The organism is Streptomyces sp. NPDC044003 (assembly GCF_056435185.1).
The window spans coordinates 585,816-609,312 of the sequence record NZ_JBWKFA010000003.1; the positions used below are offsets into that span (position 1 = coordinate 585,816).

General features: G+C 71.8%; 19 protein-coding genes and 1 pseudogene. 11 read left to right on the plus strand and 9 right to left on the minus strand.

The features are described 5' to 3' along the window. Nucleotides 1-27 precede the first annotated feature (27 nt). The 5 genes from AC07AW_RS14620 to AC07AW_RS14640 all read right to left on the minus strand — a co-directional run bounded on the left by AC07AW_RS14620 (nt 28) and on the right by AC07AW_RS14640 (nt 3,428). The gene (locus tag AC07AW_RS14620) at nt 28-1,215 is read right to left on the minus strand and encodes an MAB_1171c family putative transporter (protein WP_478815792.1); all 1,188 of its coding nucleotides are present in this window, start codon (nt 1,213-1,215) and stop codon (nt 28-30) included. Further along, on the minus strand, nt 1,212-1,769 hold the full coding sequence (locus AC07AW_RS14625) for a ParH-like protein (protein ID WP_478815793.1): 558 nt from the start codon (nt 1,767-1,769) through the stop codon (nt 1,212-1,214). The genes AC07AW_RS14620 and AC07AW_RS14625 overlap by 4 nt, the downstream gene beginning before the upstream one ends. Before the next feature lie 7 nt (nt 1,770-1,776). After that, a complete protein-coding gene (locus tag AC07AW_RS14630; protein ID WP_478815794.1) occupies nt 1,777-2,205 on the minus strand; it encodes an XRE family transcriptional regulator in 429 nt (142 codons plus the stop codon). A 325-nt stretch (nt 2,206-2,530) separates the two neighbouring features. Continuing rightward, on the minus strand, nt 2,531-3,127 hold the full coding sequence (locus AC07AW_RS14635) for an ArsR/SmtB family transcription factor (RefSeq protein WP_478815795.1): 597 nt from the start codon (nt 3,125-3,127) through the stop codon (nt 2,531-2,533). Nucleotides 3,128-3,290: 163 nt separating this feature from the next. Continuing rightward, nucleotides 3,291-3,428, minus strand: coding sequence for a hypothetical protein (locus tag AC07AW_RS14640; RefSeq protein WP_478815796.1), 138 nt, complete (start codon nt 3,426-3,428; stop codon nt 3,291-3,293). A 10-nt stretch (nt 3,429-3,438) separates the two neighbouring features. Here AC07AW_RS14640 and AC07AW_RS14645 point away from each other — a divergent pair, with 10 nt between their 5' ends. Next, on the plus strand, nt 3,439-5,964 hold the full coding sequence (locus AC07AW_RS14645; protein WP_478816246.1) for an FtsX-like permease family protein: 2,526 nt from the start codon (nt 3,439-3,441) through the stop codon (nt 5,962-5,964). A gap of 250 nt (nt 5,965-6,214) precedes the next feature. Here AC07AW_RS14645 and AC07AW_RS14650 read toward each other — a convergent pair whose 3' ends face one another. Beyond that, nucleotides 6,215-7,564, minus strand: coding sequence for a M64 family metallopeptidase (locus AC07AW_RS14650; RefSeq protein WP_478815797.1), 1,350 nt, complete (start codon nt 7,562-7,564; stop codon nt 6,215-6,217). A 137-nt stretch (nt 7,565-7,701) separates the two neighbouring features. Between AC07AW_RS14650 and AC07AW_RS14655 the strand changes: the two genes are divergently transcribed. The 7 genes from AC07AW_RS14655 to AC07AW_RS14685 all read left to right on the plus strand — a co-directional run bounded on the left by AC07AW_RS14655 (nt 7,702) and on the right by AC07AW_RS14685 (nt 15,439). After that, nucleotides 7,702-9,042 (plus strand): helix-turn-helix domain-containing protein, encoded by a 1,341-nt coding sequence (locus AC07AW_RS14655; protein ID WP_478815798.1) that lies wholly within the window; start codon nt 7,702-7,704, stop codon nt 9,040-9,042. Nucleotides 9,043-9,212: 170 nt separating this feature from the next. Next, nucleotides 9,213-9,851, plus strand: coding sequence for a hypothetical protein (locus AC07AW_RS14660; RefSeq protein WP_478815799.1), 639 nt, complete (start codon nt 9,213-9,215; stop codon nt 9,849-9,851). A gap of 112 nt (nt 9,852-9,963) precedes the next feature. Next, complete coding sequence (locus AC07AW_RS14665) at nt 9,964-10,188, plus strand: ferredoxin (protein WP_478816247.1); 225 nt, start codon at nt 9,964-9,966, stop codon at nt 10,186-10,188. Then, on the plus strand, nt 10,145-11,569 hold the full coding sequence (locus tag AC07AW_RS14670; RefSeq protein WP_478815800.1) for an NAD(P)/FAD-dependent oxidoreductase: 1,425 nt from the start codon (nt 10,145-10,147) through the stop codon (nt 11,567-11,569). Before AC07AW_RS14665 ends, AC07AW_RS14670 begins: the two co-directional genes overlap by 44 nt. A gap of 24 nt (nt 11,570-11,593) precedes the next feature. Next, the gene (locus tag AC07AW_RS14675; protein ID WP_478815801.1) at nt 11,594-12,829 is read left to right on the plus strand and encodes a cytochrome P450; all 1,236 of its coding nucleotides are present in this window, start codon (nt 11,594-11,596) and stop codon (nt 12,827-12,829) included. Nucleotides 12,830-14,201: 1,372 nt separating this feature from the next. Further along, entirely contained in the window at nt 14,202-14,417 is a 216-nt protein-coding gene (locus AC07AW_RS14680; RefSeq protein ID WP_478815802.1) for a DUF6243 family protein, read from the plus strand. 740 nt (nt 14,418-15,157) lie between these two features. Next, the gene (locus AC07AW_RS14685; protein WP_478815803.1) at nt 15,158-15,439 is read left to right on the plus strand and encodes a hypothetical protein; all 282 of its coding nucleotides are present in this window, start codon (nt 15,158-15,160) and stop codon (nt 15,437-15,439) included. A gap of 6 nt (nt 15,440-15,445) precedes the next feature. On the opposite strand, the gene AC07AW_RS14690 is transcribed toward AC07AW_RS14685, so the two are convergent. Then, nucleotides 15,446-15,727 (minus strand): hypothetical protein, encoded by a 282-nt coding sequence (locus tag AC07AW_RS14690; RefSeq protein ID WP_478815804.1) that lies wholly within the window; start codon nt 15,725-15,727, stop codon nt 15,446-15,448. Between the two features lie 332 nt (nt 15,728-16,059). Here AC07AW_RS14690 and AC07AW_RS14695 point away from each other — a divergent pair, with 332 nt between their 5' ends. Next, nucleotides 16,060-16,497 (plus strand): archease, encoded by a 438-nt coding sequence (locus AC07AW_RS14695; protein WP_478815805.1) that lies wholly within the window; start codon nt 16,060-16,062, stop codon nt 16,495-16,497. 8 nt (nt 16,498-16,505) lie between these two features. On the opposite strand, the gene polX is transcribed toward AC07AW_RS14695, so the two are convergent. Beyond that, nucleotides 16,506-18,242 (minus strand): DNA polymerase/3'-5' exonuclease PolX, encoded by a 1,737-nt coding sequence (gene polX / locus AC07AW_RS14700; protein ID WP_478815806.1) that lies wholly within the window; start codon nt 18,240-18,242, stop codon nt 16,506-16,508. Nucleotides 18,243-18,420: 178 nt separating this feature from the next. On the opposite strand from polX, the gene AC07AW_RS14705 reads away from it, so the two are divergent. After that, a complete protein-coding gene (locus AC07AW_RS14705; RefSeq protein WP_478815807.1) occupies nt 18,421-19,845 on the plus strand; it encodes an RtcB family protein in 1,425 nt (474 codons plus the stop codon). A gap of 684 nt (nt 19,846-20,529) precedes the next feature. Next, a pseudogene (locus AC07AW_RS14710) lies at nt 20,530-21,598 on the plus strand (DUF5685 family protein); the annotation flags it as partial. Between the two features lie 441 nt (nt 21,599-22,039). Here the strand turns inward: AC07AW_RS14710 and AC07AW_RS14715 are convergent. Continuing rightward, nucleotides 22,040-23,371, minus strand: coding sequence for a DUF1254 domain-containing protein (locus tag AC07AW_RS14715; protein ID WP_478815808.1), 1,332 nt, complete (start codon nt 23,369-23,371; stop codon nt 22,040-22,042). Nucleotides 23,372-23,497: the final 126 nt, after the last annotated feature.

Below are 23,497 nucleotides of genomic sequence, written 5' to 3' on the forward strand. Positions count from 1 at the left end.
GTCGCGCGTACTGCATCGGGCGGGGCGTCAGCCCGCGCTGAGTTCGCTGCGGATGCGCCGGCGGACGGCGGCGACCACCGGGGAGTCGGTGAACGCCTCGCAGACCAGGATCAGCCAGTCCGCCTCCGCGTCCAGGTCGGTCGCCGGCTCGCTCCGGGCCTGTTCGGGGTCGGCCGGTCGCGGGTAGCGGCGGCCCGCGGCCGCGGACTCCAGGGCTGCCGCGACCAGCGCCGCTTCGACGACCGCGGCCTGCCGCTGCCGGTCGTCCTCGGCCGCGCCGGCTTCTGCCGCCCACCGTGACGCCTCCGGATGGACGTACGGGCGAAGGGCGAGCTGTGCGTCGCGGATCTCGATCACCCGCCGGTAGAGGGCGAGTCCCGGAGGCGCGCCCGAACCACTGGGCAGGGCAAGGCAGATGTCCGGACGGACGGCGCGCAGGGCGGTCCACAGCGGGCCGATCCGTCGGTGGCTGCGCCAGGCCCGTGCCCGGCGCGTGAGAGCCGCGAGTCGGCCCGCCCAGGCCGTGAGGGTGAGCCCGGCGACGGTGAGCGCGAGCGTGGGCAGGGCGAGAGCCGCACCTCCCGTGAGGAACACGCGGCCGGACCGCAGCAGCGACAGCACGGCCATGAGGTTGAGCGCGGACCACAGCAGGCCCACCGCCCCGCCGGCGACCACCAGCCGCAGCCCGGTGCGGAGCGGGCCGGGTCCGAGCTGTCGGGCCGAACGGCGCACCGTCAGCGTGTAGAGGCCGACGCACCAGAGGCTGTGCGCCATGAAGAGCAGGTAGTGCAGGGCCATCAGGGGGCGTCTGCCGTCGTCGACGAGGAGCGCGCCCTCGGCGAGGGTCGGATCGGCCGCCGCGTAGAGGACGGCTCCGACGGCCATCACCAGGGCCGAGGCGATGGCCTGCCACCGGACCCGTGTACGGCGCGCGGCGCCCTGCCGCACGGTGTAGACCAGCAGGGCCACGGAGGCCCCGGCCAGCAGTTTGAGTTCGGTGCACAGCAGGGGAAGGGAACGGGTCAGCGGGCCGGTCGACCGACCGGCCTGGACCTGGGCGAAGGGCAGCAGGACCATCGCCAGGCCGAGGGCGAGCGCGAAGACGATGAGGTACCGGCCCTCGGTGCGCGGCGGGATGCGGCGCCAGAGCGCGAGCCGGACGGTCACGCAGGCGAGTGCGACGCCCCCCACGACCGCCGGCAGGGCTCCCGTCATGCCTCGGGGGCCGCGGCGGCGGCCCGGTGCGACGGGGTGTCGAAGAGCTGGCCGAGCGCGGCCGCCTTCGCGGTGGGGCCCGACGGCCCGGGCGGCCGGCCCGGCCGCTCCGCCGACGCCCGGTGCATGACCAGAGTGGCGAACAGTTCGGCCTCCTGCTCCTGGGGGTCGGTGTACGCGCCGCGCCCGAGCACCCGGCGGACGAGTTCGGTGGAGAGGTGCGGCGCCAGGGCCCGTACGGCGGCCGTGTCGGCCAGCGGTCCGCGGTCGCGGTGGCCGCAGATCAGGTGGCCGACCTCGTGCAGGACGATGTGCAGTTGGTGCAGTGCGGTGGTGTCGCTGGGATATCCGATGTACTCGGCGCGGTCGGTGCTCACCAGGAGCCCGCAGGTGCCGAGTGTCCCCGACGGCATCGGCAGTAACTCGACGGGCCGCCCGAACCGCTCGGAGAGCGCGGGGCCCAGGGCGGGGATGTCCAACGGCTCGGGCAGCGGCAGACTGTCCGCGATCCGGCGGCACCGCCGCCACAGGACGCGCCGCCGTATGCCGCTCACCACCGGCTCACGTCCGCCTCCTGGCCTCGGCCTCTCGGCGGGCGATGGCCTCGATCATGTCGCTGATGGTGCCGAGTCCCTCCGGGGAGAGCGTCACCGCCCGCAGGGCGACGTCGCGGACACCGGCGTCGCGCAGCGCGCCCAGCAGGGCCAGCTGCTCGGAGATCCTCCGGCTCTGCTCGTCCTCGAAGAAGTAGGCCGGGGGTACCTGGAAGAACTGTGCCAGCGCCTCCAGATGGCGCTTGGTCGGGTTGTCCCGCCGCCCGGTGCGCAGCTGCCAGAGGTAGGTGGCGGAGAAGCTCTCGCCGCTCGCCTCGCGGCAGGCGCGGGCCACTTCCTCGTTGCTGTAGAGCTCGCGGTTCGGCCGGCGCACGGCCTGGAAGAGCCGCTCGATCCGGTCGGCGAGGGTGACTGTCTCCGCCCCGCCTGTCGCCATCGTGCCCCTCCCGCCGCTCGGCCGCGCCCGTGCGAGCAAGCATAGCCAACCAGCCTTCACCCCAGCCGATATGACGATGCCTCAGACGCATTCTGGTTGAGATCCCGGACGGCGTACGAGTGTTGCGCTGCCCTGGTCGCGTGGTCCGGGCCCGACGGACTGGTCGACATCCAGGGAGGGGAGTCAGGCTGTAGCGATGCCCGGCTGCGCACCAACGGACGGCCGTGCCGCTCTCGGCTGCTGCCTTGCCGCCGACGAGCGTGAGGGGTCCGCCGCCGGACCGCCACACGGCGGGCGCTCGTTTCGGGATACCCGCGGGGGAGTCTCATGCCGTCAGCCGGTCGCCGAGGGGACTGCGCAGGTAGAGGACCTCGTGCCCTTGGCGGGCCCGGGTGACCAGGCCTGCCCGGTGCAGCACTCCGAGGTGCTGGCTCACCGTGCCAGGGGTGACGGCGAGGCGCCGGGCCAGGGCGGTCGTGCTCGCGGGCTCGGCGAGCGCGCCGAGGATGAGGGCGCGGGTGCGGCCGAGGAGTTCGGCCAAGGCTGCGGGCGGTGCCGTCGTGGTGTCCTGCCAGACCGTGCCGAGGCCTCGGGCCGGGTACCAGACGCGGGGTGTGAGGTCGAGGTCGATGAGAGTGACGGCATGGTCGCAGAACAGCGAGGGGGTGAAGGTGACTCGCTGCCCGACGGCCACGTCATGCCGCTCCGCGTGAAAGGCGTCGATCGCGAGCGTCCCGGTGCCGGAATCCCAGTGCAGGCCGGGGTCGAGGTCGGCGAACAGTGCGGCGGCGCCCCCGTCGGCAAGGCGACGGGCGCGGTGCAGGACGTCGGCGCGCAGGACGGCGTGCATGCGCGGCCAGTGCGGGGCGATCACGAGCAGCCACGTACCGACCTGGCCTCCGGCGCGTGGGCGGCGCGCCACGCGGATCTCCTGGCCCGCGACAGCGTGGACTACGGCTACCGGCTCCTCATCGCGGGCGACTGACCACCGCCGGGCAGCCCGTCCGGGCGGTACCGCGTGCCCGCTCGACGCCTGAGGACACCGGTGTACCGAGCGACTCCGCCGCATGTGAGCGCCGCCGTCTTCACCCCGATGTGGACGGGCGAGTCCGCAGGAGGTTCTGCCGACTGGTGACGAGTCGTCGCCATCGGCTGCGGGTGGTCTGTTCGTCGTCGAGCCAGCGGGGCGGGGTGTGGTCGTCGGGGAGGGGGAGGGCGGCCATGAAGTGGACGATGTCGATGGCGTACGCGTGCATGCCGCCGCGGGTCTGTTCGCGGAGCCGGCCGAGGGCCTGCGGAGTCCTTCTGGAGACCGGACTGCGCGGGACCATCGGCACCGAACGGTACGCCGGGACCCCGGTGATCGTCGGCGCCGACCAGAACGTGCACGAGGTCACCGTCGAGCACAAGGGCGACAAGACCAAGACGAAGGAGAAGGCCAAGCCGCTCGGCGAGCGCGTCCGGCTGCCCGCCCGTACGGTGACCGAGCTCGCCGCGTTGCCCGGCGTCCGGGCCGCGCTGCCGGAGATCACCTTCCCCGTCTCCGCGGTCTCGCCCGAGGGCCGGATCATCCCCGGCGTCGACGCCAAGTCCTCGTACGGCCACTCCTGGACCTCGGCGCCCCTGACCCCCTTCACCCTGACCGAGGGCACCGCCCCGGCCCGCCCCGACGACGTCGTCGTCGACCGCGAACTGGCCGGGCGCACCGGCCTCGCACCCGGCGACCGGCTCACCGTCCAGTCGACCCAGGCGCCGCGCACGTACCGCGTCACCGGCATCGCGGCACCGTCCGGCGGCGATCTGCGTCAGCAGACCTCGCTGTTCTTCTCGGATTCCGAGGCCGAGCGGCTGTACGGGCACGAGGGCGAGGTCTCCACGGTCGGCGTGCTGCCGGAGCCCGGCGTGGCCACCGCCGAGCTCGCCGCGCGGATCGAGAAGGCCCTCGAAGGCTCGCGCGCCCAGGTGGTGACCGGCGGCGACCGCGGACCGGTCGAGTTCCTGGACGCGGCCAACGCCCGGATCAAACTGGTCTCCATGGGAGGTGCCATCGGCGGCACCTCGCTGCTCGTCGCGATCCTCGTCGTCGTGGGCACCTTCGCCCTCACCATCCAGCAGCGCCACCGCGAGCTGGCCCTGCTGCGCGCCGGCGCGGCGACCCCCCGCCAGGTCCGCCGCCTCATCGGGCGGGAGGCACTGATCGTCGGCCTCCTGGCCGGCGTACTCGGATCGCTGGCGGGCCTGCCCCTCGCCTCGTGGCTCCACCACCGTTTCGTCGCCCTGAAGGCGATCCCGGAGACCCTGGGCGTCACCTACAGCGTCTTCCCGGTCTTCGCCGCCATCGGCGCCGCCCTCCTCGGCGCCTGGTCGGCCGCACGCATCTCGGCCCGTCGTACCTCCCGCATCCGCCCCGCCGAAGCCCTGTCCGAGGCGGCGATGGAGCACCGCCCGGCTTCCTGGGGCCGTATCGCAGCCGGAGTGGCAGCGCTGGCCGCCGGTTCGGTCCTGCTGGCCGTTCTGTCCACTCTCCGCAGCGAGCCCGCGGCGACACCGGTGACCTTCCTGTCGGTCGTCGTGCTGGCGGTGGCGGTCTCCCTGCTGGGCCCGCTGATCGCCCGCGGCGCGCTGGTCGTCCTCGGGATCCCGCTCCGAACCTCACGGGTGGCGGGCCACCTGGCCGTGGCCAACGCCCGGGCCAACACCGGACGCCTGTCGGCGGCCGTCACCCCGCTGACCCTGCTGATCGGCATGGCCTGCACGGTCCTCTTCGTCCAGACCACCATGGGCGCGGCGGCCACCGCTCAGGCCCAGACCGGCAACAGGTCGGACTGGGTCGTGGCTTCGGCCGGTCCGGGCGTGCCCGCGCAGGCCGCCGACACGCTTCGCTCGCTCCCTGGTGTGTCGGCGGTGACGGAGGTCGTCCGCACTTCCGTACGCGTCGGCCTGGTGAAGTACGCGGCCCAGGGCGTCTCCACGGACGGCCTGACCCGAACCTGGGACCCGGGCGTCACAGCCGGCAGCCTGGACGACTTCGGCCCGGGAAGCGTCGCGTTGAGCGAGCTCGCCGCCGACGACCTCGGAAAGAAGCCGGGTGACACGCTGAAGCTGACCCTCGGCGACGGCACGGAGACCGACCTCACCGTCGCGGTCGTGTACGAGCGCGGCCTGGGCTTCGGCGATCTGACGATGTCCCACGAGCTGGTCTCCCGGCACGTCGACAACCCGCTGGCCTCCAGCCTGCTGGTGAAGACGGAGGAGACCGACCGTCCTGGCCGCGCCGCGCTGCAGAAGGCGCTGGGAGCCCTGCCGGGTGTGGCCGTCCTGGACCGCGACGAGGTCGAGGGCCTGCGGGCCGAGGTGCAGCAGTCCAACGCCGAGGTGAACTACGTGGCGATGGGTCTGATCATCGCCTTCACCGCCATCGCAGCGGTCGACACGCTGGCCATCTCGGTTGGCGACCGCACCCGCGAGTTCGCCCTCCTCCAGCTCATCGGCACGACACGCCGCCAGGTGACGCGCATGCTCCGGATCGAAGCCACCCTGGTGACCCTGATCGCCACGACACTGGGCTCAGGTATCGCGTACGCGGTCCTCACAGCCTTCAGCCTCGGCATGACGGGCTCGGCCGCACCGTCCGTGAACCCCTGGACCTACCTCGGCGTCGTCGCCTTCGCCTCCGCGCTCGCCTTCCTGGCGACGCTGCTCCCGGGCCGCATCGTGCTGGCGGGCCGCCCGGCAGACGTCATCGGCTCGCGGGCCTAGCGGCACGGTGGAGGGGGGGGCGGCGGCCGTGGACGGGCGCGGCCCTGCTCCCCACACCCTCCACCCGCCATGCCGCGACACGTTCGGTACCCGGTTCCCCACCGTGGACGCGGATACCCGCTCGGTGGGGAGGTGGGTTCGACCGCGGGCGGTCGTGCCACCACCGAGCCGCATCGACCGCCACTGCGTCACATTCCTCGGCGGCGTCGTCGAGCCGGCCACGAACCGCGACGTATGCCTGCCGGAGCCGTCAGAGCCGGACCGTCCAACTGACCGTGGACCTCATCGTCCGGGCGATGGCGCGGTCCCGCACCGAGGGCGTACGGTCCTCGGCGGTGAGGGACAGTGTGTGCGTCCGAAGGTCGAGCAGCCGCGGAGCCAGGTCGGACACTCGTACGTCGGTGCGGCCCGCGAGAGACTTCATCTCCCGCCCGTCCAGATACCAGCGGATCGTGAGTTGACGCCCGTCCGCACCCGTCAACCGGGGTACAAGGGCTGTGGCGGTGTCGTCCCTGCGGAGGGTGCGATCGGTGGCCGTGACGGGGGAGGCGATGCGCGCCTCGCGGTAGAAGCCGGCGATCATCGCCTCCACTCCGGGCAGATTGAAGGGCTTGCCGAGGGAGCGCATCAGGGAGTTCTCGGTGGGACGCCGCAGCCCGGTGACGTAGTAGCCGCCGCCCTCGTACGCGCCGACGGTGCCACCGTCGGGAGACTGCTCACCGAGCCAGCGGTGCCACTTGGCACCCCGGTCGGCCAGCTCGTCGGCGGTGAACGTGGTGATGTTGGAGTCGGCGGGCTCGGGGCCCACGTACCGCTCGTAGCCGGGGTAGTCGGGGTAGAAGTACTCGTCGGCGAGCTTGCCCAGGGAATGGCCGGTCTCGTGGATCGCGACCTGGCCGGACTTCTCGTTGCCCGCCGAGGCCGTTGATATGCCCGCGTAGCCGAGGGTCTCGCTGGGCTCGTTGTAGCCCGCGCCACCGTACTTGGTGCTGTTGGCGAGGACGAGGACGAGGTCGGCCTCGGGGGCCTTCGTCACATATCCGTCGACCTTGTCCTGGTCGACGCAGAGCAGCCGCTCGATGCCGTCGCACCAGAAGTACGAGCCGAGGGCCGTGTCCCGGAGGGTGTCGGGAGAGGGGTCGCCGGAGACGCCGGACTGGTTCGAGACGGCATCGACGGTCCAGACGTTGAAGAGGTTGCGGTAGGTGGTGTACGGCTCGACGGCCGTCAGCTCGGCCCATTTCTGCTGGGCGTCGGCATGGAAGCGGGGCAGTTCGGCGACGGTGTAGCCGTCTCCGACGACGACGATGTCGAGCCGGTCGGCGGTGGGGCCGTTGTCGACCATCTTGGTCACCTCGCCGTCGGCGGCCACCTCGGTCGCCGTCAGGCGGGAGGCCGGCTGGTTCCGGCCCGCCGGCGGCACATGCGTGTGGCCGGATCCGGCGAGCGCCCCGTGCGCCGGCCCGGGTACCTCGACCTCGACTCCGGCCGTGGGGGGTGCCGTCGGGTCCGCGGCGGCGCTGCCGGGTGCGGCGGCGAGTAGGGCCGCGAGGGCGACGGCCACTCCGGCCGCCATGGCTCCGCGTCGTGCTGAACGCATGAAATCAGCCCCTTGTCAGGCGAGTTAAGTACGCCGGTAAATCTGCTGAATGAGTCGCTTAACATAGGGGGAAGGTGAGGGGTGCGCAATGCCTACTGCTTCTGGATACTGGGGAGTTCACGAACCAGGGGGTCCGCATGGACGATCCGGCCACGATCGGGCATCGAGTACTGCGGCTGCGCACTCAACGCGGTTTGACACAGCGGCAGTTGGCCGAGCCTTCGTACACGCCCGCGTACGTCTCGACGCTGGAGTCGGGCAAGGTCAGGCCCTCGGAGACCGCACTGCGCTTCCTTGCCGAGCGGCTCGGCACCTCGTACGAGGAACTGACCACCGGCCGCCCCGCGCACCTCGCCACCGAGCTGCGGCTCGCGCTCACCGACGCCCACCAGCAGCTGGCCACCGGGACGGCGGGCGAGGCCGCCGTGCGCTACCGCCGGCTCCTGGCCGACGCGGAGCACCTCGGACTTGTTCCCGAGCAGGCCGAGGCGCTGCTCGGGCTCGGCGACTGTGCCCTGGAGGCCGGTGAACTGGTCGACGCGGGCCACCACTTCCAGGCCGCCGAGCGGCTCCTCGCCGAGGAGCCGCTGCCCCGCCGCGCACGCGCGATCCGGGGCCGTGCCGTCGCACACCTCCTGGCCGGGGAGCTGCGCTACGCCTGCTACCTTCTCGAATCCACCATCGACGAGCTCAGTGCGAGCGGCCTGGCCGACCCCGAGGCGCTGGTCATCCTGTACGCCGCCGTGATCGGCCCGTACATCGACATGGGCGCGCACGCCCGTGCCGCGCACGCCGCCGAGCTCGCCCTGGCGCTGGCTCCGCAGGTCGACGATCCGGCGCTGGTGGCGGGCATGCACCGGCAGGTGGCCCGCACCTTCCTCGCCGAGGGGCGCACGGCAGACGCCGACGCTTCACTGGCCAAGGCGCAGGCGATCTACCAGCAGCTGAGCCTGCGTACCGATCTCGCGCACTGCCACTGGATGCGCGGCTACGTCCAGGCGCAGAACGGCGAACTGGCAGCAGCTGAACAGGAGTTGCGCGCCGCCCGGGACATGCTGAACGCCAAACGCGCGGCGCTGTTCACCGCGCAGGTCGAGGTGGAGTTGGCCGATGTGCTCCGGCGGCTCGGACGGCACGGCGAGGCGTCGGATCTGCTCTCCGCGTTTCTTGAGCTGGGCGACCGGCACGGCGCGGTGCACGCGGGGGGTGCGCACAGACTGCTCGGGCTCATCGCCGAGGAGCGAGGGGACAGCGAGACTGCCGAGGAGCACTACGTCATGGCGCTGGGGCTGCTGGAGCGCAGCGGCGCGAGCGGCGACCTCGCCGATCTGTGCCGTCTGCTGGGCGACCTTCTGCGACGCGGCGGCCGCACCGAGGCCGCACTGGACGCGTACCGCACGGGGCTGGGCCACCGGTCGCCCCCTGGCACGACGACGCTGGGGCCGGCTCCGACGGCACTGACGTTCCCGCGGCACTGAACGAGAAGCCGACACGCGTGAGGTCGCGCGGCTACGCCTCCAGGCCCTCGCGCAGGAGCCGGGTGGCCTGTACGGCCCACAGAGCTCTTCCTCTCGGGTGATTCCAGTGGCGCGAGTCCCGCGATCACGAGTGTCTGGACGAAGGAAGTACAGGCAGAAGGCGGGAGAGCATGGAGCGGAAGCACAAGCGCCTCGCGACGCCCTGGGCCTCAGGCGTGGCAGGAGTGGTGTTCGCGATCCTGACGGCCACGGCGATCGTCCTGGTACGCATCGCCCTGCCGAACGGCGACAACGGGGCCGAAGCGACCGTGGACGCAGGGCAGCGGAGCGCCGTGCGGACGGCGCTGGAGCTGATCCCGTTCGCCGGGATCGCGTTCCTGTGGTTCATGGGCGCCCTGCGTGAGCAGGCGGGCGAGCGCGAGGACAAGTTCGTCTCCACGGTGTTCCTGGGCAGCGGTCTCGTCTTCGTCGCCACGCTGTTCGGCGCCGCCGCTGCGGCCTGGAGCGTGCTCGATGAGGGGGGACAGGGCTCTACCTTCGGCCGCGATGTCGCTTACGCCTTGCTGACCACCTACGCCATGCGCATGGCAGCGGTCTTCGTCATCACGACCTCGACCATCGGCCATCGGCTCGGCGTCCTCCCGCGCCCGCTCACCGTCGTCGGCTATCTGGCGGGCCTGACGCTGCTTGTGGTGGGAGCGAACGTGCCCTGGTCGGAGCTGGTCTTCCCGGCCTGGGTGCTCGTCGTCAGCCTGAACATCCTGTGGGGCCGGCATTCCGCCGCGTCACGGCCCGCCGCCTCGACCTGATCGGACCGCACCGCTCACTCGATCGGTCCGCTCCCCGTCGCTGTGGCCCTCCCGGCCGACCAGAGTGGACGCAGGGGGCTTGACCGAGCCATTGGAGAGGACCGATCCCGTGGTGAGCATTGCCGTCGATCTGAACCGCTGCCAGGGGTACGCGCAGTGCGCGTTCCTCGCTCCCGAGATCTTCACCATGCACGGTGACGAGGCGTTGCTGTACAACCCGGACGCCGACGAGGCACAGCGCGAGAAACTGGCCCAGGCCGCTGCGGCCTGCCCCGTACAGGCCATCCTCGTCGATGCCGTGGACGAGCCGACGGAAGGGGTGTCCGGTGCTCGGTGACGGAGTCTTGGAACAGCTCAAACGCGAGGGCCGCATCGTCGTCGTCGGCGCCTCGCTGGCAGGCCTGCGGGCCGCCGAGACCCTGCGCGCCAAGGGCTTCGCGGGGTCCCTGACCATGATCGGCGACGAGCCGCACGAACCGTACGACCGGCCCCCGCTGTCCAAGGGGGTGCTGCTGGGCAGAGCGCGCGCCGACCGCACCGCGCTGCCCCGGCTCCGGTCCGTCGACGCGACCTGGCGGCTCGGCGTTCCCGCCACCGGCCTGGACATGGCTTCGAGGAGGGTGCGACTGGCCGACGGCGACGAGGTGCCGTACGACCGGCTGCTGATCGCCACCGGTGTCCGGGCGCGGCCGTGGCCGCGCGAGGAGGAGGCCGAACTCGACGGCGTCTTCGTGCTGCGGACCCGCGCCGACGGCACCGCGCTCGCCCGGCGGCTCGACGAGGGACCCAAACGGGTCCTCGTCATCGGAGGAGGGTTCGCCGGCTCGGAGGTCGCCTCCGCCTGCCGCGAACGCGGCCTCCCCGTCACCGTCGCCGAACGGGGCGCCGCGCCCCTGGTCGGCGCACTCGGCGGGGTGGTCGCCGCTGTGGCCGCCGGCCTCCAGCGCGAGCACGGTGTGGACCTGCGGTGCGGGGTCATGGTGACCGCTCTGGAGGGCGACGCCTCGGGACGGGTGCGCGCCGCACACCTGTCCGACGGCTCCACCGTGGAGACCGACGTGGTGGTCGTCTCGCTCGGCGCCCTCCGCAACACCGAGTGGCTGTACGGTTCCGGGCTCGGCGCCGGGCCCCGCGGCATCGCCTGCGACGCCGGCTGCCGGGCCTTCGACATCCGCGGAATCGTCACCGACGACATCTACGCCGCGGGCGACGTCGCCCGCTGCCCCCACCCCCTGTTCGGCTACCAGTTCCTGTCGCTGGAGCACTGGGGCAACGCCGTCGCCCAGGCCGGGATCGCGGCGCACAACATGCTCAGCGAGAGCATCGACCGACTGCCGCACATGGACGTGCCGGCCTTCTGGTCCTCCCAGTTCGGCGTCAACATCAAGTCGGTCGGAGTGCCGTCGATGGCGACGGAGATCCTGATCGCACAGGGCTCACTGGACAGCCGTCGGTTCGTCGGCGTCTACGGATACCAGGGGCGCGTCATCGGCGCCGTCTCCTTCGACCACGGCCGGTGGCTACCGTTCTACGAGGAACTCATCGAGAGAACCGCGCCGTTCCCGCCGCAGTTCCCCACGGTCGACCGGCACGCGGACGGACAACGTCCCATGGACGCGGACTTCCCCGACCCGTCGGTCCCCAGCCACGGCCCCACCGTGACCCTCAGCGGATACTCGCCGGCCGACCGCCGGATCACGTTCACCCCCGCGCACTGACCCGCACGGCCACAAGGACCTGCCATGACGCAAACCCTGCTGCACCAGATCCTGGACTACGCCAACAGGGCCGACCCGTACCCGATCTACGAAGAACTGCGGAAGACACCGGTCCATCACGAGGCCGACGGGCCGTTCGTGATCAGCACCTATTACGAGATCCGCAGCCTTCTCCACGATCCCCGGATCAGCTCCGACGCCCGCAACCTGGCGTCCAGCAGCGCCGACCCGCTGGCGGAGCCGGCCTCCGAGGAGAGCGCCCTGCCGCCCGGCTTCCTCCGGCTCGACCCGCCGGAACACGACCGGATGCGACGCATGACGAACCGGCACTTCGGCCCGCCGCACTCGCCCCACCGGGTCGACGACATGCGTCCGGAGCTCCACGACATCGTCGCCGGCCTCATCGACGGCATCGGCGACCCGGGCCGGATCGACCTGGTGGAGGAGTTCTCCTACCCGTTCCCCGTGACGGTGATCTGCCGACTGCTCGGGGTGCCGCGCGAGGACGAGGCACGCTTCCACACCTGGGCGGACACCCTCGCCGCCAACCTGGACCCCGACCCGGACGCCGATCCCGTCGAGCGCGGCAAGGGCGCGCACGAGGCCCGGATGCAGTTGGGCATGTATCTGGCCGGCCTGATCGAGGAGCGCCGTAAGAACCCCGGGGACGACATGCTCTCCCAGCTGGCGACGGCCAAGGGGCAGGACGGCCCGATGACCACGATGGAGCTGCTCAGTACCGCGGCTCTGCTCCTGATCGCGGGGCACGAGACCACGGTCAACCTCATCAGCAACGGAATGCTGACCCTGCTGCGCAATCCCGACGTCCTGCAGCGCCTGAGGGCCGAACCGCGACTGGCCGTGCCCATCGTCGAGGAACTGCTCCGCTTCGAGCCGCCGGTGCAACTGCTGCCACAGCGCACCACTCTCGCCGACATCGAGGTCCGCGGCGTCACCATCCCCAAGGGCTCCACCCTCTGGCTGGTTCTGGCGTCCGGCAACCGCGACCCGCAACGCTTCGAGAACCCGGACCGCTTCGACCCGGACCGCCCGGACATCCAGCACCTCGGCCTGGGCAGCGGCATCCACAGCTGCTTCGGCGCACCGCTCGCTCGATTGGAAGCCCAACTCGCCCTGTCGGAGCTGGCCCGGAGACTGGAGAATCCACGCCTGCTCGACGACCCACCCCAGTACCGCCAGAACGCCGTACTGCGCGGGCCGCGCCATCTGCGGATCGCCTGCGACGGGATCCGACCCTAGGACGGCAGCGGACGCAAGGCCCCACAGCGCCGACGCGGATCGCGCATACCGAACCGCCGCTTCGTCAGCGCGTTACCGTCGCGCGAGTCTGCCGTCGGTCCACGCTCATCGACCTGGGCAACCCGAACTACGCCATCCCGAGCGGGACCACCGGCTCCTCGGCACGCGCCTAGGCGCCGGCGATCTTCCAGCCCGTCGTGGACGACGAGGCGCTGCCGACTGGCCCGCTCACCGCGCTCGCCCTGGGAACGGCGCGGGACTGCGAGCTGCCCGTGTGCCATGCGGCGGAGGAAGCCGGAGGAGCGCCCGGCGAGGGCGACGTTCGTGGGGTCGCGCCGCATGCCGCGATGCCCGTGAGGGCTGCGGCTCGACGAAGCGCCGGACGCCGAAAGGGACTCCGAGAACGGCGAGGACACCGTCGGCGCCGGCTTCCCTGCCGCGCACCGGGCCGGCGGCCGTCCGGAACACCGTCCCGAACTCGCCAGATCGTTCGCTCATGCGGTGCGGTCTCGCCCCGCGCGCAATCAGGTCTGGCTTTGCACCAGAACCTGTGGAACCCGGGGTCGACGGATCACCCTTCGCCGGAACAGCCGTGCTGTGGGTCGCCGTCCGCCGGCCACCGCGGCGCGATCGTGGTGGGCCACAGCGGGAACGGCAGGTTCGCCGCCCTCGTGCTCGGCCCGGAGTGGCTGGTGGCTGCCGCGCGGGCCAAACGGCTGTGATCGTCGTACGTGGTGAGAGCGACCGATCCGAGAAGGGCCCGGTGACGAGGGCCGTGCTCGGTGCTTCGGACCCAGCGGCCGACGGGCGGCGGGGCCGATACCTGGGCGAACATCCCGTCGCCGCCGGGAGGGTCGATGACCGGTTCGGCGCCTGTTTTGGCACGCTCCATGAGCGCCACTGCAGGAAGCTCGGCGCCATGCAGCCGACGAGGAGACGGGGACGACGATCAAAGGCCCGCCCATCGACTCCACTCAAACAGGAGAGAGGTGGACGCATCGGCTGCAGCGGACGAAAGGAGGCTCGTGCCGTCAGTGTGCTCGCGACCACTGACAACGTCCGCGGCGGCCCGCGAACGCCCATCTGCACCTGCCCCGGGCGGGCGGCGAACCACCGGCGGGTGTCGACGGTGCTGAGATGCCCGGGAGGAAACGGCTGACCCCAGCCGCTCGCCGAAGGCCTGGCCGGCACCGGGGCGGCGAACAAATTGGTGTGCGGGGCTGACGGAACAGGGTAACGTCCTTGGCATGTTCTTCCAGACGCCGATTTACGAGTGAGAGCGTGACGGACCCCTGCTGACGTCCTTCGACGTCGCCGTCCGTCCCCCACCGATGAATCCGTAGATCACTTCACATCACCACCGGGAGAACCCGTGACCGACAGCAAGAACATCAACAACCCCGTGGGCCAGGGCGGCGGCCAGCGGAAGAGGCTGTCCCGCGCCGAACGGCAGAACAACGGTCCGCACCGCAACCTCGACCGTCAGGGCGCAGCCGACAAGAAGGCGGAGCTGGTGCGCAAGATGCGCGAGAAGACAGCTGCAGCCGAGAGCGCCGGGCAGACAGGCGACGACACCGCACAGAGCTGACGCACCGCCGCCGCAGGGCGGCACCACAAGGACCCGGACCGAGACGCGCGGTCCGGGTCCTGCTGCCGTATCGGGACTGTGCTGCCGTACCGGTGCGGCCGGTCCCGCTCGGCTCTCGGCCGACCGCCCGGGGCAGCAGCCCCGGGAGCGGGCGACGCGTCATGACGCGTCATAGAGAGCGGCCTCGATCATGGAGCACCTGGCCGAGGGTGATGGCGACTGGTGTCGGTCAGGGTGGCGCCTCAGGCCCGCCGGAAGGTGAGCACCGCCGTCGTGTAGACCCGGTACGGCCGCGGACGACACGACGTCCGCCGTTGTCGCGCCCGCAGTATCCTCCGGCTCCGCGTTCGACACCTCCCGCCTCTCCCTGGAGGCGAAGGCCATCCCGACCAGATCCTGGGGAGTTCTGGGTGGGTTCGGGAATGGTGGCGTCCTCGGCCCGCCAGGACGCGAGTGTCCTGCCGGTGGGGAAGTTCGCCGAGTGGCGCCGGAGGCGCCGGGTGGCCGCGTCGCGGCCGGTGACCTCCTCCGAGATCAGCAGCCGCAGGACCTCGGCGGGGTCCCACCGCTGGGCCGGGCGGTGGCCAGGACGTGGGGTGCTGCCTTGCGCATGTAGGGCAGGCGCATCCGGCGCAGCAGCTTGTCGAGCTCCTCGGGCAGGGCCGGGGCCTGGGAACGTCACGGTCGGTAATTCCTTCGGTGGTCTCGGTGGGCGCCGATAGGCTCGGCGGGTGATCAATATGGCTGTGCGTAGTGACAGCAGGAAGGTCGTGGCCCGCGCCGAGGCCGGCGTGGAGTGGACGGCCGGCTTCGCGGATCTGGACCCGGCGGAGTTCCCGATGCTCTGGGCCCTGACGCCGTATGGGGATGCGGTCTTCAACCAGCGGCAGATGCCGCTGCTGCTGGCGGAACTCGACCGGCTTCCTGCCGGCTTGGGCGGCGACTGGGTCGGGCAGGCTCGTGAGCTGTGCCAGGTCGTCGAGCGCGGGCTGCACCTGTATCTGTGGTTCATCGGCGACTGACTGCGGTCAGTCGGCCCCCGGCTCCCCGGCCGTCCGAGTGACTGCGGTCAGTCGCCCCCGGCTCCCGGCCGTCATCGGCTGCTGCCCGAGGGCCTGCCAGGCGATGGTGCCGTTCTGGACGGAGTGGGCCTCGTCCGCGCGGACGACCTGGCCGACGGGCCGGTTTGCCGCGATGCGCTCCAGGACGGAGACCAGGTCGTCCTCGGCGAAACGCCCGGCCGCGACCACGAGCCCGAGGGCCTGGTCGACCCGGTTGCCGCCGATGTTCTCGGTCTGCTGGCGGTACACGCTGAACCTCGTCCTGACCAGCGAGGATGACAAGACCGCGCGCGGATTGCCAGACGTTGGACCGTGTACGGTCCGGAACTTGCAGGCGCAAGAACATGCTCGGGCGGCGCTCCAGGCCGCGCACCAGGCCCCGGCCCCAGCGGGCCACCCAGGCGTCTGTGACGCCGTTCGGTGCTGCGGCTGCCGACCGGTGGCGCCCGCCCTAGCATGGAGGCCATGGGGCAGGGACGCCACAGACCACCACGGTGTCGCCCGGACCGCCGCCTCGGCGTGACTACCGCGACACGGCCTTTCCCTGAGCGCCGGACGCGACGCACGAGCGAGGCAGGGGCGTGAAGGGACCGGAGGGTGCCGTCGGACGCAGCGGGTATCGCGGTGTTCCGCACACGGCGGACCTGCGGGTGGAGGCGTGGGCCCCCACGCGCGAGGAATGCATGGCCCAGGCGGTGCGGGGGATGTGCGCGTCGTTCCTGGATCTGACGGGGGCGGTCGGAGACCGCCGACAGGATCTCGTGGTGCGGGCGGAGCGGGGCGAGGACGTGCTGGTCGCGCTCCTGGACGAGATCGTGTACCGGCTGGACACGGATGGCGAGGTCCCGGTCGACGTGGAACTCGTCCCCGTCGACGGCGGCGTCAAGGGCGTATTCCGGATGGCCGACGCCGGGGCGCTTCCGGTGACGGGTGCCGCACCGAAGGCCGTCACGCTGCACGGACTGGAGCTGAACCATGGGCCGGACGGCTGGACCTGTTCGGTGACGCTCGACGTGTGAGCGCGCACTCAGCTCGCTCGACGCGTTCGGTCCTTGCGCAGGAACCGCCGCAGCCGTGGCAGAGGCCACGTGTTGATGACGTCGTCGGGGGTGAGCCATCCGCGTTGTGCCGTTCCGACGCCGTAGCGGAGGTAGGCGAGCTGGGGGATGGAGTGGGCGTCGGTGTCGACGGCGAACTTCACCCCGTGACTCCGGGCGCGGAGGATGTCCTCGTCGCCCAGGTCGAGGCGGTCCGGTTGGGCATTGATCTCCATGGCCGTTCCGGTGCGGGCGCAGGCGGCGAACACCTCGTCGAGATCGGCGCCGATGCCCGGCCGCTTGCCGATGAGGCGGGTGGTGGGATGGCCGATGATGTTGACGTGCGGGTTCTCGCAGGCGCGCACGAGCCGGCGGGTCATCGCCTGCCGGTCGAGGCCGAAGTGGGAGTGCACGGAGGCGACGCAGACGTCGAAGCCCTGGAGGAACGCACCGGGCCAGTCCACTTCTCCCTCGGGGCCGATGTTGAGTTCCGTGCCGTGCAGGAGCCGCATCCGGCGGTGCCTGCCGTCCAGTCCGCGTGCACGCTCGCGCTGGGCGAGGACCTTCTCGTCGGTCATGCGCTGCATGGACATGTCGGGTGCGTGGTCGGTGACCGCGTAGTACGCGTAGCCCCGTGCGGCGGCGGCCTTCACCATCTCCTCGAGCGGGGCCAGGCCGTCGGTGAGGTCGGTGTGGGTGTGCAGGTCGCCCCTGATGTCGTGCTCGGTGACCACGTGGGGCAGCTCGCCGCGGAGGGCTGCCTCGATCTCGCCCCGGTCCTCCCGCAGCGTGGGCGGGATCCACGGCAGGCCGAGTCGGGCGTACACGTCTTCCTCGGTACGGGAGGCGATCCGCTTGCCGCTCTCCGTCTCGAACAGGCCGTACTCGGAGAGCTTCAGTCCCGCGTGGACGGCGATGGTGCGGGTGTGGATGTTGTGCGCCTTCGAACCGGTGAAGTACTGCAGCGCGGCGCCCCACGACTCCGGCCGCACCACGCGCAGGTCGACCTGGATACCGTCGACGGTGCGGACGGAGGTCTTCTTGGGGCCGTGGACGAGGACTTCCGCGGTGGCGGGCAGCTCGGAGAGGGCATCCATGAACGGGGCCGAGCGGTCGGCGGCGACCAGGATGTCGATGTCGCCGATGGTCTCCTGCATGCGCCGCAGCGACCCCGCGTAGGCGCAGTTCTCGCAGCCGGCGATCCCGGACAGGACGGTGATCACGTCCTCGGCGGCCTCCATGGCGGCGCCGATCACGATGCGCCCGCCCGCCTGCCGCATGAGGGCGATGCCGTGCAGGAGGTTCGCCTCGGTCCTCTCTCCGAAGCCCTTCAGGTCGCGCAGTCTCTCCGCCTTGATGGCGTCGGCCAGCTCGTCGATGGAGGAGATGTGGAGGTCCTCGTAGAGCGCCATCGCCTTCTTCGGGCCGAGGGTGGGGATGGCGATGAGCTGCCGCACCCCGGCCGGGATACTCGCCCGTCGCTCGTCGACGACCGCGACCTTGCCGGTACGGAAGTACTCGACGACTTTGTCGGCGATCGACTTGCCCACGCCGGGGATCTCCCGCAGACCGGCGGCGTCGAGGTGGGAGACATCGGCGGGGTGGCCCCCGATCGCGCGGGCCGCCTTCTCGTAGGCGCGCGCCTTGAACGCCTCGCCTCCGGTGATGGCGATGAGATCCGCGTACTCCTGAAGGAGTGCCTCGACCTCCTCGTTGGGCCGGACCACGTCTCTCAGTCTAGGAACCGGCACCCGCCGCGCGAAAGCCGGGACCGGACGCTGTACTGGGAGGGGGGATCCTCGCCGCGCGATGCGACGTGTCGAAGAACGGGACCGCCCCGGGGCAGTGCCAGGGGCCGCCCGCGTGGCACGAGGGGAAGTGGCACGAGGGGAAGGTGACGGGCGCATGGACATCACCCTGGTCGAAGAGACCCCGTTCCGGTTCCGCATCGAACGGCGGGGCTCGATGCGTGTGCCCGGGGTCGTCTTCGCGACGCGGGGACTCCTGCCGCAGGCGACGGGGGACAAGGCGCTGGAACAGGTCGTCAACGTGGCGACCCTGCCGGGCATCGTCCGCGCCTCGTACGCCATGCCCGACGTGCACTGGGGGTACGGGTTCCCGATCGGCGGCGTGGCCGCCACGGACGTCGATGCCGGTGGGGTGATCTCGCCGGGCGGCGTCGGCTTCGACATCTCCTGCGGCGTCCGGCTGCTCGCCGCCGACATCGACCGCGGCCCGCTGGCTCCCCGGATGCGGCGTCTGATGGACATCCTCGGTGACACCGTCCCGCGGGGTCTGGGACCGGGCGGGCTGTGGAAGCTGTCCGGGCGCCCTCAGCTGGAGGAGCTCATGGTCGCCGGGGCCGCCTACGCGGTCGAGCACGGCCGGGGCGTGCCCCGTGACCTGGAGCGCTGCGAGGACCGCGGAACGCTGGCGGGGGCGGATCCGTCGCAGGTCGGCCAGCGGGCGGTGGACCGGGGGCTGCGGCAGGTGGGCAGTCTGGGGTCGGCCAACCACTTCCTGGAGGTGCAGGCCGTGGACCGGGTGTACGACGAGCCGACCGCGACCGCCTTCGGCCTGCACGCCGGCCAGGTGTGCGTCATGATCCACTGTGGTTCACGCGGCCTGGGGCACCAGGTGTGCAGCGACCACGTCCGCGTCATGGACCAGTCCCTGCGCTCCTTCGGGATCGATCTGCCGGACCGGCAGCTGGCCTGCGCGCCGGCCGTCTCGACGCCGGGCCGCGCCTATCTCGGGGCCATGGCGGCCGCCGCCAACTACGGCCGCGCCAACCGGCAGTTGCTCACCGAGGCCGCGCGCCACGCCTTCACCGTCGCCGCCGGGGCGGGGCTCGACCTGGTCTACGACGTCTCCCACAACATGGCGAAGATCGAGACCCACGAGGTCGAGGGCGTACGGCGCCGGCTGTGCGTCCACCGCAAGGGCGCGACCCGGGCCCTGCCGCCCGGCCATGCGGACCTGCCGGACGACCTCGCGGAGGCCGGGCAGCCCGTGCTGGTGCCCGGCACGATGGGGACCGCGTCGTTCGTGATGGCCGGCGCCGCCGGCAACGACGCCTTCTGGTCCTCCGCCCACGGCGCGGGCCGTGTCTGGAGCCGTCACCAGGCGCTGCGCCGCGTCCGCGGCGAGGAACTGCACGAGGACCTGGAGTCACACGGCATCGCGGTCCGGCCGAAGTCCTGGCGGGCGCTCGCCGAGGAGGCCCCGGACGCCTACAAGGACGTCGACGCCGTGGCCACCGCCACGGAGGACGCGGGGCTCGCCCGGCTGGTCGCCCGTCTCGTACCGCTCGGGGTCGTCAAGGGATGACCATCGTCGACAACGGATCCTTCCCGTACGAGCCGGGACAGGCGGCGCTCCGCCGGCAGGCGCCGCACCGCCACGAGAGGCTCGGGCGCCCCCGCGTCGGGGACCCGGATCGCGCCCGCACGAGGAACACGACCGCGGAAGGTGTCTCGCGTACCGCTGCCCGCGAGAGCGGGTGCACGTCAGGGGCGACGCCCGTTCGGAGCGCGGAGGCGTCGTCGGGAGTGCCAGGGCGATCGGCCTCCTGAGGTGGCCCGGCTCAGTCGTGGGGGTCGACGGCGACAGGGCAGCGCGCGTGGTGAAGGGCGGCAAGGGCCACGGGACCGAGGCATGGCGCGGTGCCGGACTCCTGGGACGACGTCCGCGCCATCGGTGTCCCGTCTGCTCTCGGTGCGCCAACAGATGAACCGCAGGGCCGGACCTCGGTCGTCCTCCAGTGTCAGCGGGGCTCCGGGCCGGTCTGCGCGGATACCTCGGGAGGGGCCCCTCTAGGATGACGACCGCGCGTTGATGGCGCATGCGGTTGACGTCACATGCGGTCCTGCCGGTTGTGCGGCCTGCGGCCTTGCGTCCGCACGCCGTCCGACCGGATGCGCGCGGGTAGCTGTTCTACGGGGGAGGATTTCGGTGTTCGGAATCATCAGGCCATGCCGTCATCGGCTGGGCGAGGGCTTGCGTACCGAGTGGATGGCGCACTTGTGTGGGCTGTGCCTGGCGCTGCGCGGAGAGTACGGGCAGTTCGCGCGGGTGGCCACCAACTACGACGGCCTGATCGTCTCGGTACTGACCGAGGCGCAGTCGGAGCGAACCGGCGACTGGCGGCGAGGCGCCGGTCCGTGCCCGCTGCGCGGGATGCGGTCGGCGGACGTGGCGCAGGGCGAGGGCGCGCGGCTGGCGGCGACGGTGTCGCTGGTCCTCGCCGCGGCGAAGATACGTGACCATGTGGCCGACGGCGACGGCCTGTTGGGAAGGCGCCCGGTGGCGCTGGCAGCACGCCGGATCGCCCACGGCTGGGACCGTGCGGGTGCCGCGGGCGGAGAGCGGCTCGGCTTCGGCACCTCGGTGCTGCTGGGGGCGGTCGAGCGCCAGCCGCAGATCGAGCGGTCGACTGGTCGAGGTGGCTCGCTGCTGACGGTCACGGAGCCCACCGAGACGGCGACCGCCGCCGCCTTCGCGTACACCGCCGTGCTCACGGACCGCCCGGACAACGCGGAACCGCTGGCGGAAGCCGGTCGTCTGTTCGGTCGACTGGCGCATCTGCTGGACGCGGTGGAGGACCTGGCCGCGGACGAGGCGTCGGGCGCGTGGAACCCGATCGCCGTGACCGGCGCGGGCCGCGCCGAGGTGCGCAGGCTCTGCGACGACGCCGTTTCACGGAATCCAGCTCGCCCTGTCCGACGCCGTGTTCGTCGACGGGCGGCTGGTACGGGCCCTTCTGGGTGGCGAGTTGGAGCGCGCCGTCGATCGGGTCTTCGACCCCCGGCATCGCCACCATCGGCACACCCGCCAGACGCGGGGCCTGCGCATGCTGCCGTGGCTGGGTCGCCGTACGGTGACGGAAGAGCCCCCGGAGACCGGCTCGAGCACGGCTTGTGGCGTCGGTGTGCTTGCGGGCGCGGCCCCGGAGGGTGCGCCGACGGCATCGGGCCGGCCGCCGGAGGGGGAGTGCCGGCGGTGTCGCGAGCAGCGCCGGCTGTGTGGAGATTGCCGGCTGTGCTACAACTGCTGCCGCTGCGACGACGACGCGGATTCGGGTGACGGAGAGCCCTGGCAGTTCGGCGAGGGCAACGGCAACGGCGGCTCGAACCGGGATGGCTCCGGCAGGGACGGTTCCGGAGGCGACGGCTGGTTCGGCGGGCACGGCGGCGGTAACTCAGGAGGCACCTCCGGCGGTTGGGGCGGAGGGCACACGTCCGGCGGTGGCTCTGGTGGCTCCGGCGGGGGCTCGGGTGACGGCTGTGGCGGAGGCTGCTGCAACCCGTGCAAGTGCTGCTGCGACTGAACGACGGATGAACCACGCGGGGCCCGGAAGGGGAACGGGCGCGTCGGCGACGGCGCGTCCGGAGGGATGCGTACCTGCTGGAGGCGCCTGACCAGGGGCTCATGAGGAAGCGGCCCACCGGGATTCCTTGTGGGCCGCTTCGCTCGTGGGGTGCGCACCCGTGTCCACGCGGGTGCGCACCGGTGACTTCTGGGTTCAGCTGGTGCGCTGCAGTGCCGGCGGGGTCCAGCTGCCGGTGAGGGCGGGCTGCTGGGGCCAGTACAGGCGCAGGAAGACGTTGAAGCTGCCCGCGGGTGCGGGAAGCCAGTTGCTCTCGCGATCGGGTCCCGGGTTGTCGTGCTGGACGTAGATGTCCAGGGAGCCGTCGGGGTTGGTCCGCATACCGCTGCGGTCGCCGATCGCGTAGCGGTTCAGCGGGTTGTCGGCGAAGAACTGATGCTCGGTCATCATCGTGAGGGACCAGAAGCCGTCGACGGGCGGGGTTTCCCCGGCGGCGAAGTGCAGCACGTAGGTGTGGGCACCGTTGAGAGGCCGGCCGTCGGCGTCGGTGGTGGCGTGCGGGTACAGGGCGTCGGCGTCGAGGTTGGCTCCGTACCCGAACCGGGTGATGACCGCGCGCTTGGCGTAGTCGGTTTCGTAATCTCCCAGGCCTCGGTGCACGGTCCACCCACCGGAGCCCGCGGACTCCGCTCGGTCGAGTAGATCGCGCAGCATCTCGGGGCCGCGCCGCGCACCCGCGTCCAGGGTGGCGAGCTCCTCGGGGGACAGGTCGTCCAGGCTCGCGCCGGGTGCGATGCCGAGTTTGGCGATGCGGCCCAGGAACGGTGCATCGGCAGGGTCGGGAGGGTTGTCGACCATCATCCGGTTGAGGAGCGTGAAGTACTCGCGGCCGCTGAGGGCGTGGACCTTTTCCACGGGCGGTGTCGTCGCGTCGGCATCGGCGGGAACAGGGACGTCGGTGGGAGGGGAGTAGGCATCGGGGTCGCCGGTCCATTCCGACAGCGGAATCAGCCGCGTGCCGTCCTGGAGCCGGTTGACGGCCGGGAAGTCCGACGGGCCGCTGGTCGCGTACCGGGCGATGATCCAGTTCACGGCGGTGGGCGACTTCAACAGGGTCAGGCCGGAGGGGGTGGCTCCTGACCAGGACGGTCCGGCGATCAAGAACGGGCCGGCGGACGGGCCGTTCTTACGTCGGCCGACGACGGCGCAGACATCCGACCAGGCGTCCAAGATCGGGACCATCCAGAACCGGTCGCCGAACTCGGGAAGGGTCAGCACCAGAGGCTGGTCGGACAGATCGAGCCAGGCACTGGAGTACAGGGTGTCCGCGTTCGGTGAGACGACCTCGGTGAAGGAGGCGTCCGGGGTGGAGCGCAGGTAGCAGAACTGGTTGACCGGGGCTTTCCGCCGCGCGTCGTCCCGGGCCGGGACCGCTGTCATGGAGCCTTTCGTCATGGCCGCCGTGACCAGTGGGTACCCATAGAGCCATGCCTCCGTGGCCAGCTTCTCCATCGATTCGTCCGTCATCGGCTTCTCCCAGGTGCTACGTCGGTCCCCGTCCGGGCCCGACGCTACGAGCGCCGCAGGCCTCCCGCGCGGCGAGTCCGCCGAACGGGTGGCGGCTCGCTCCTATGGGCGTCTGCCTTTCGTGCG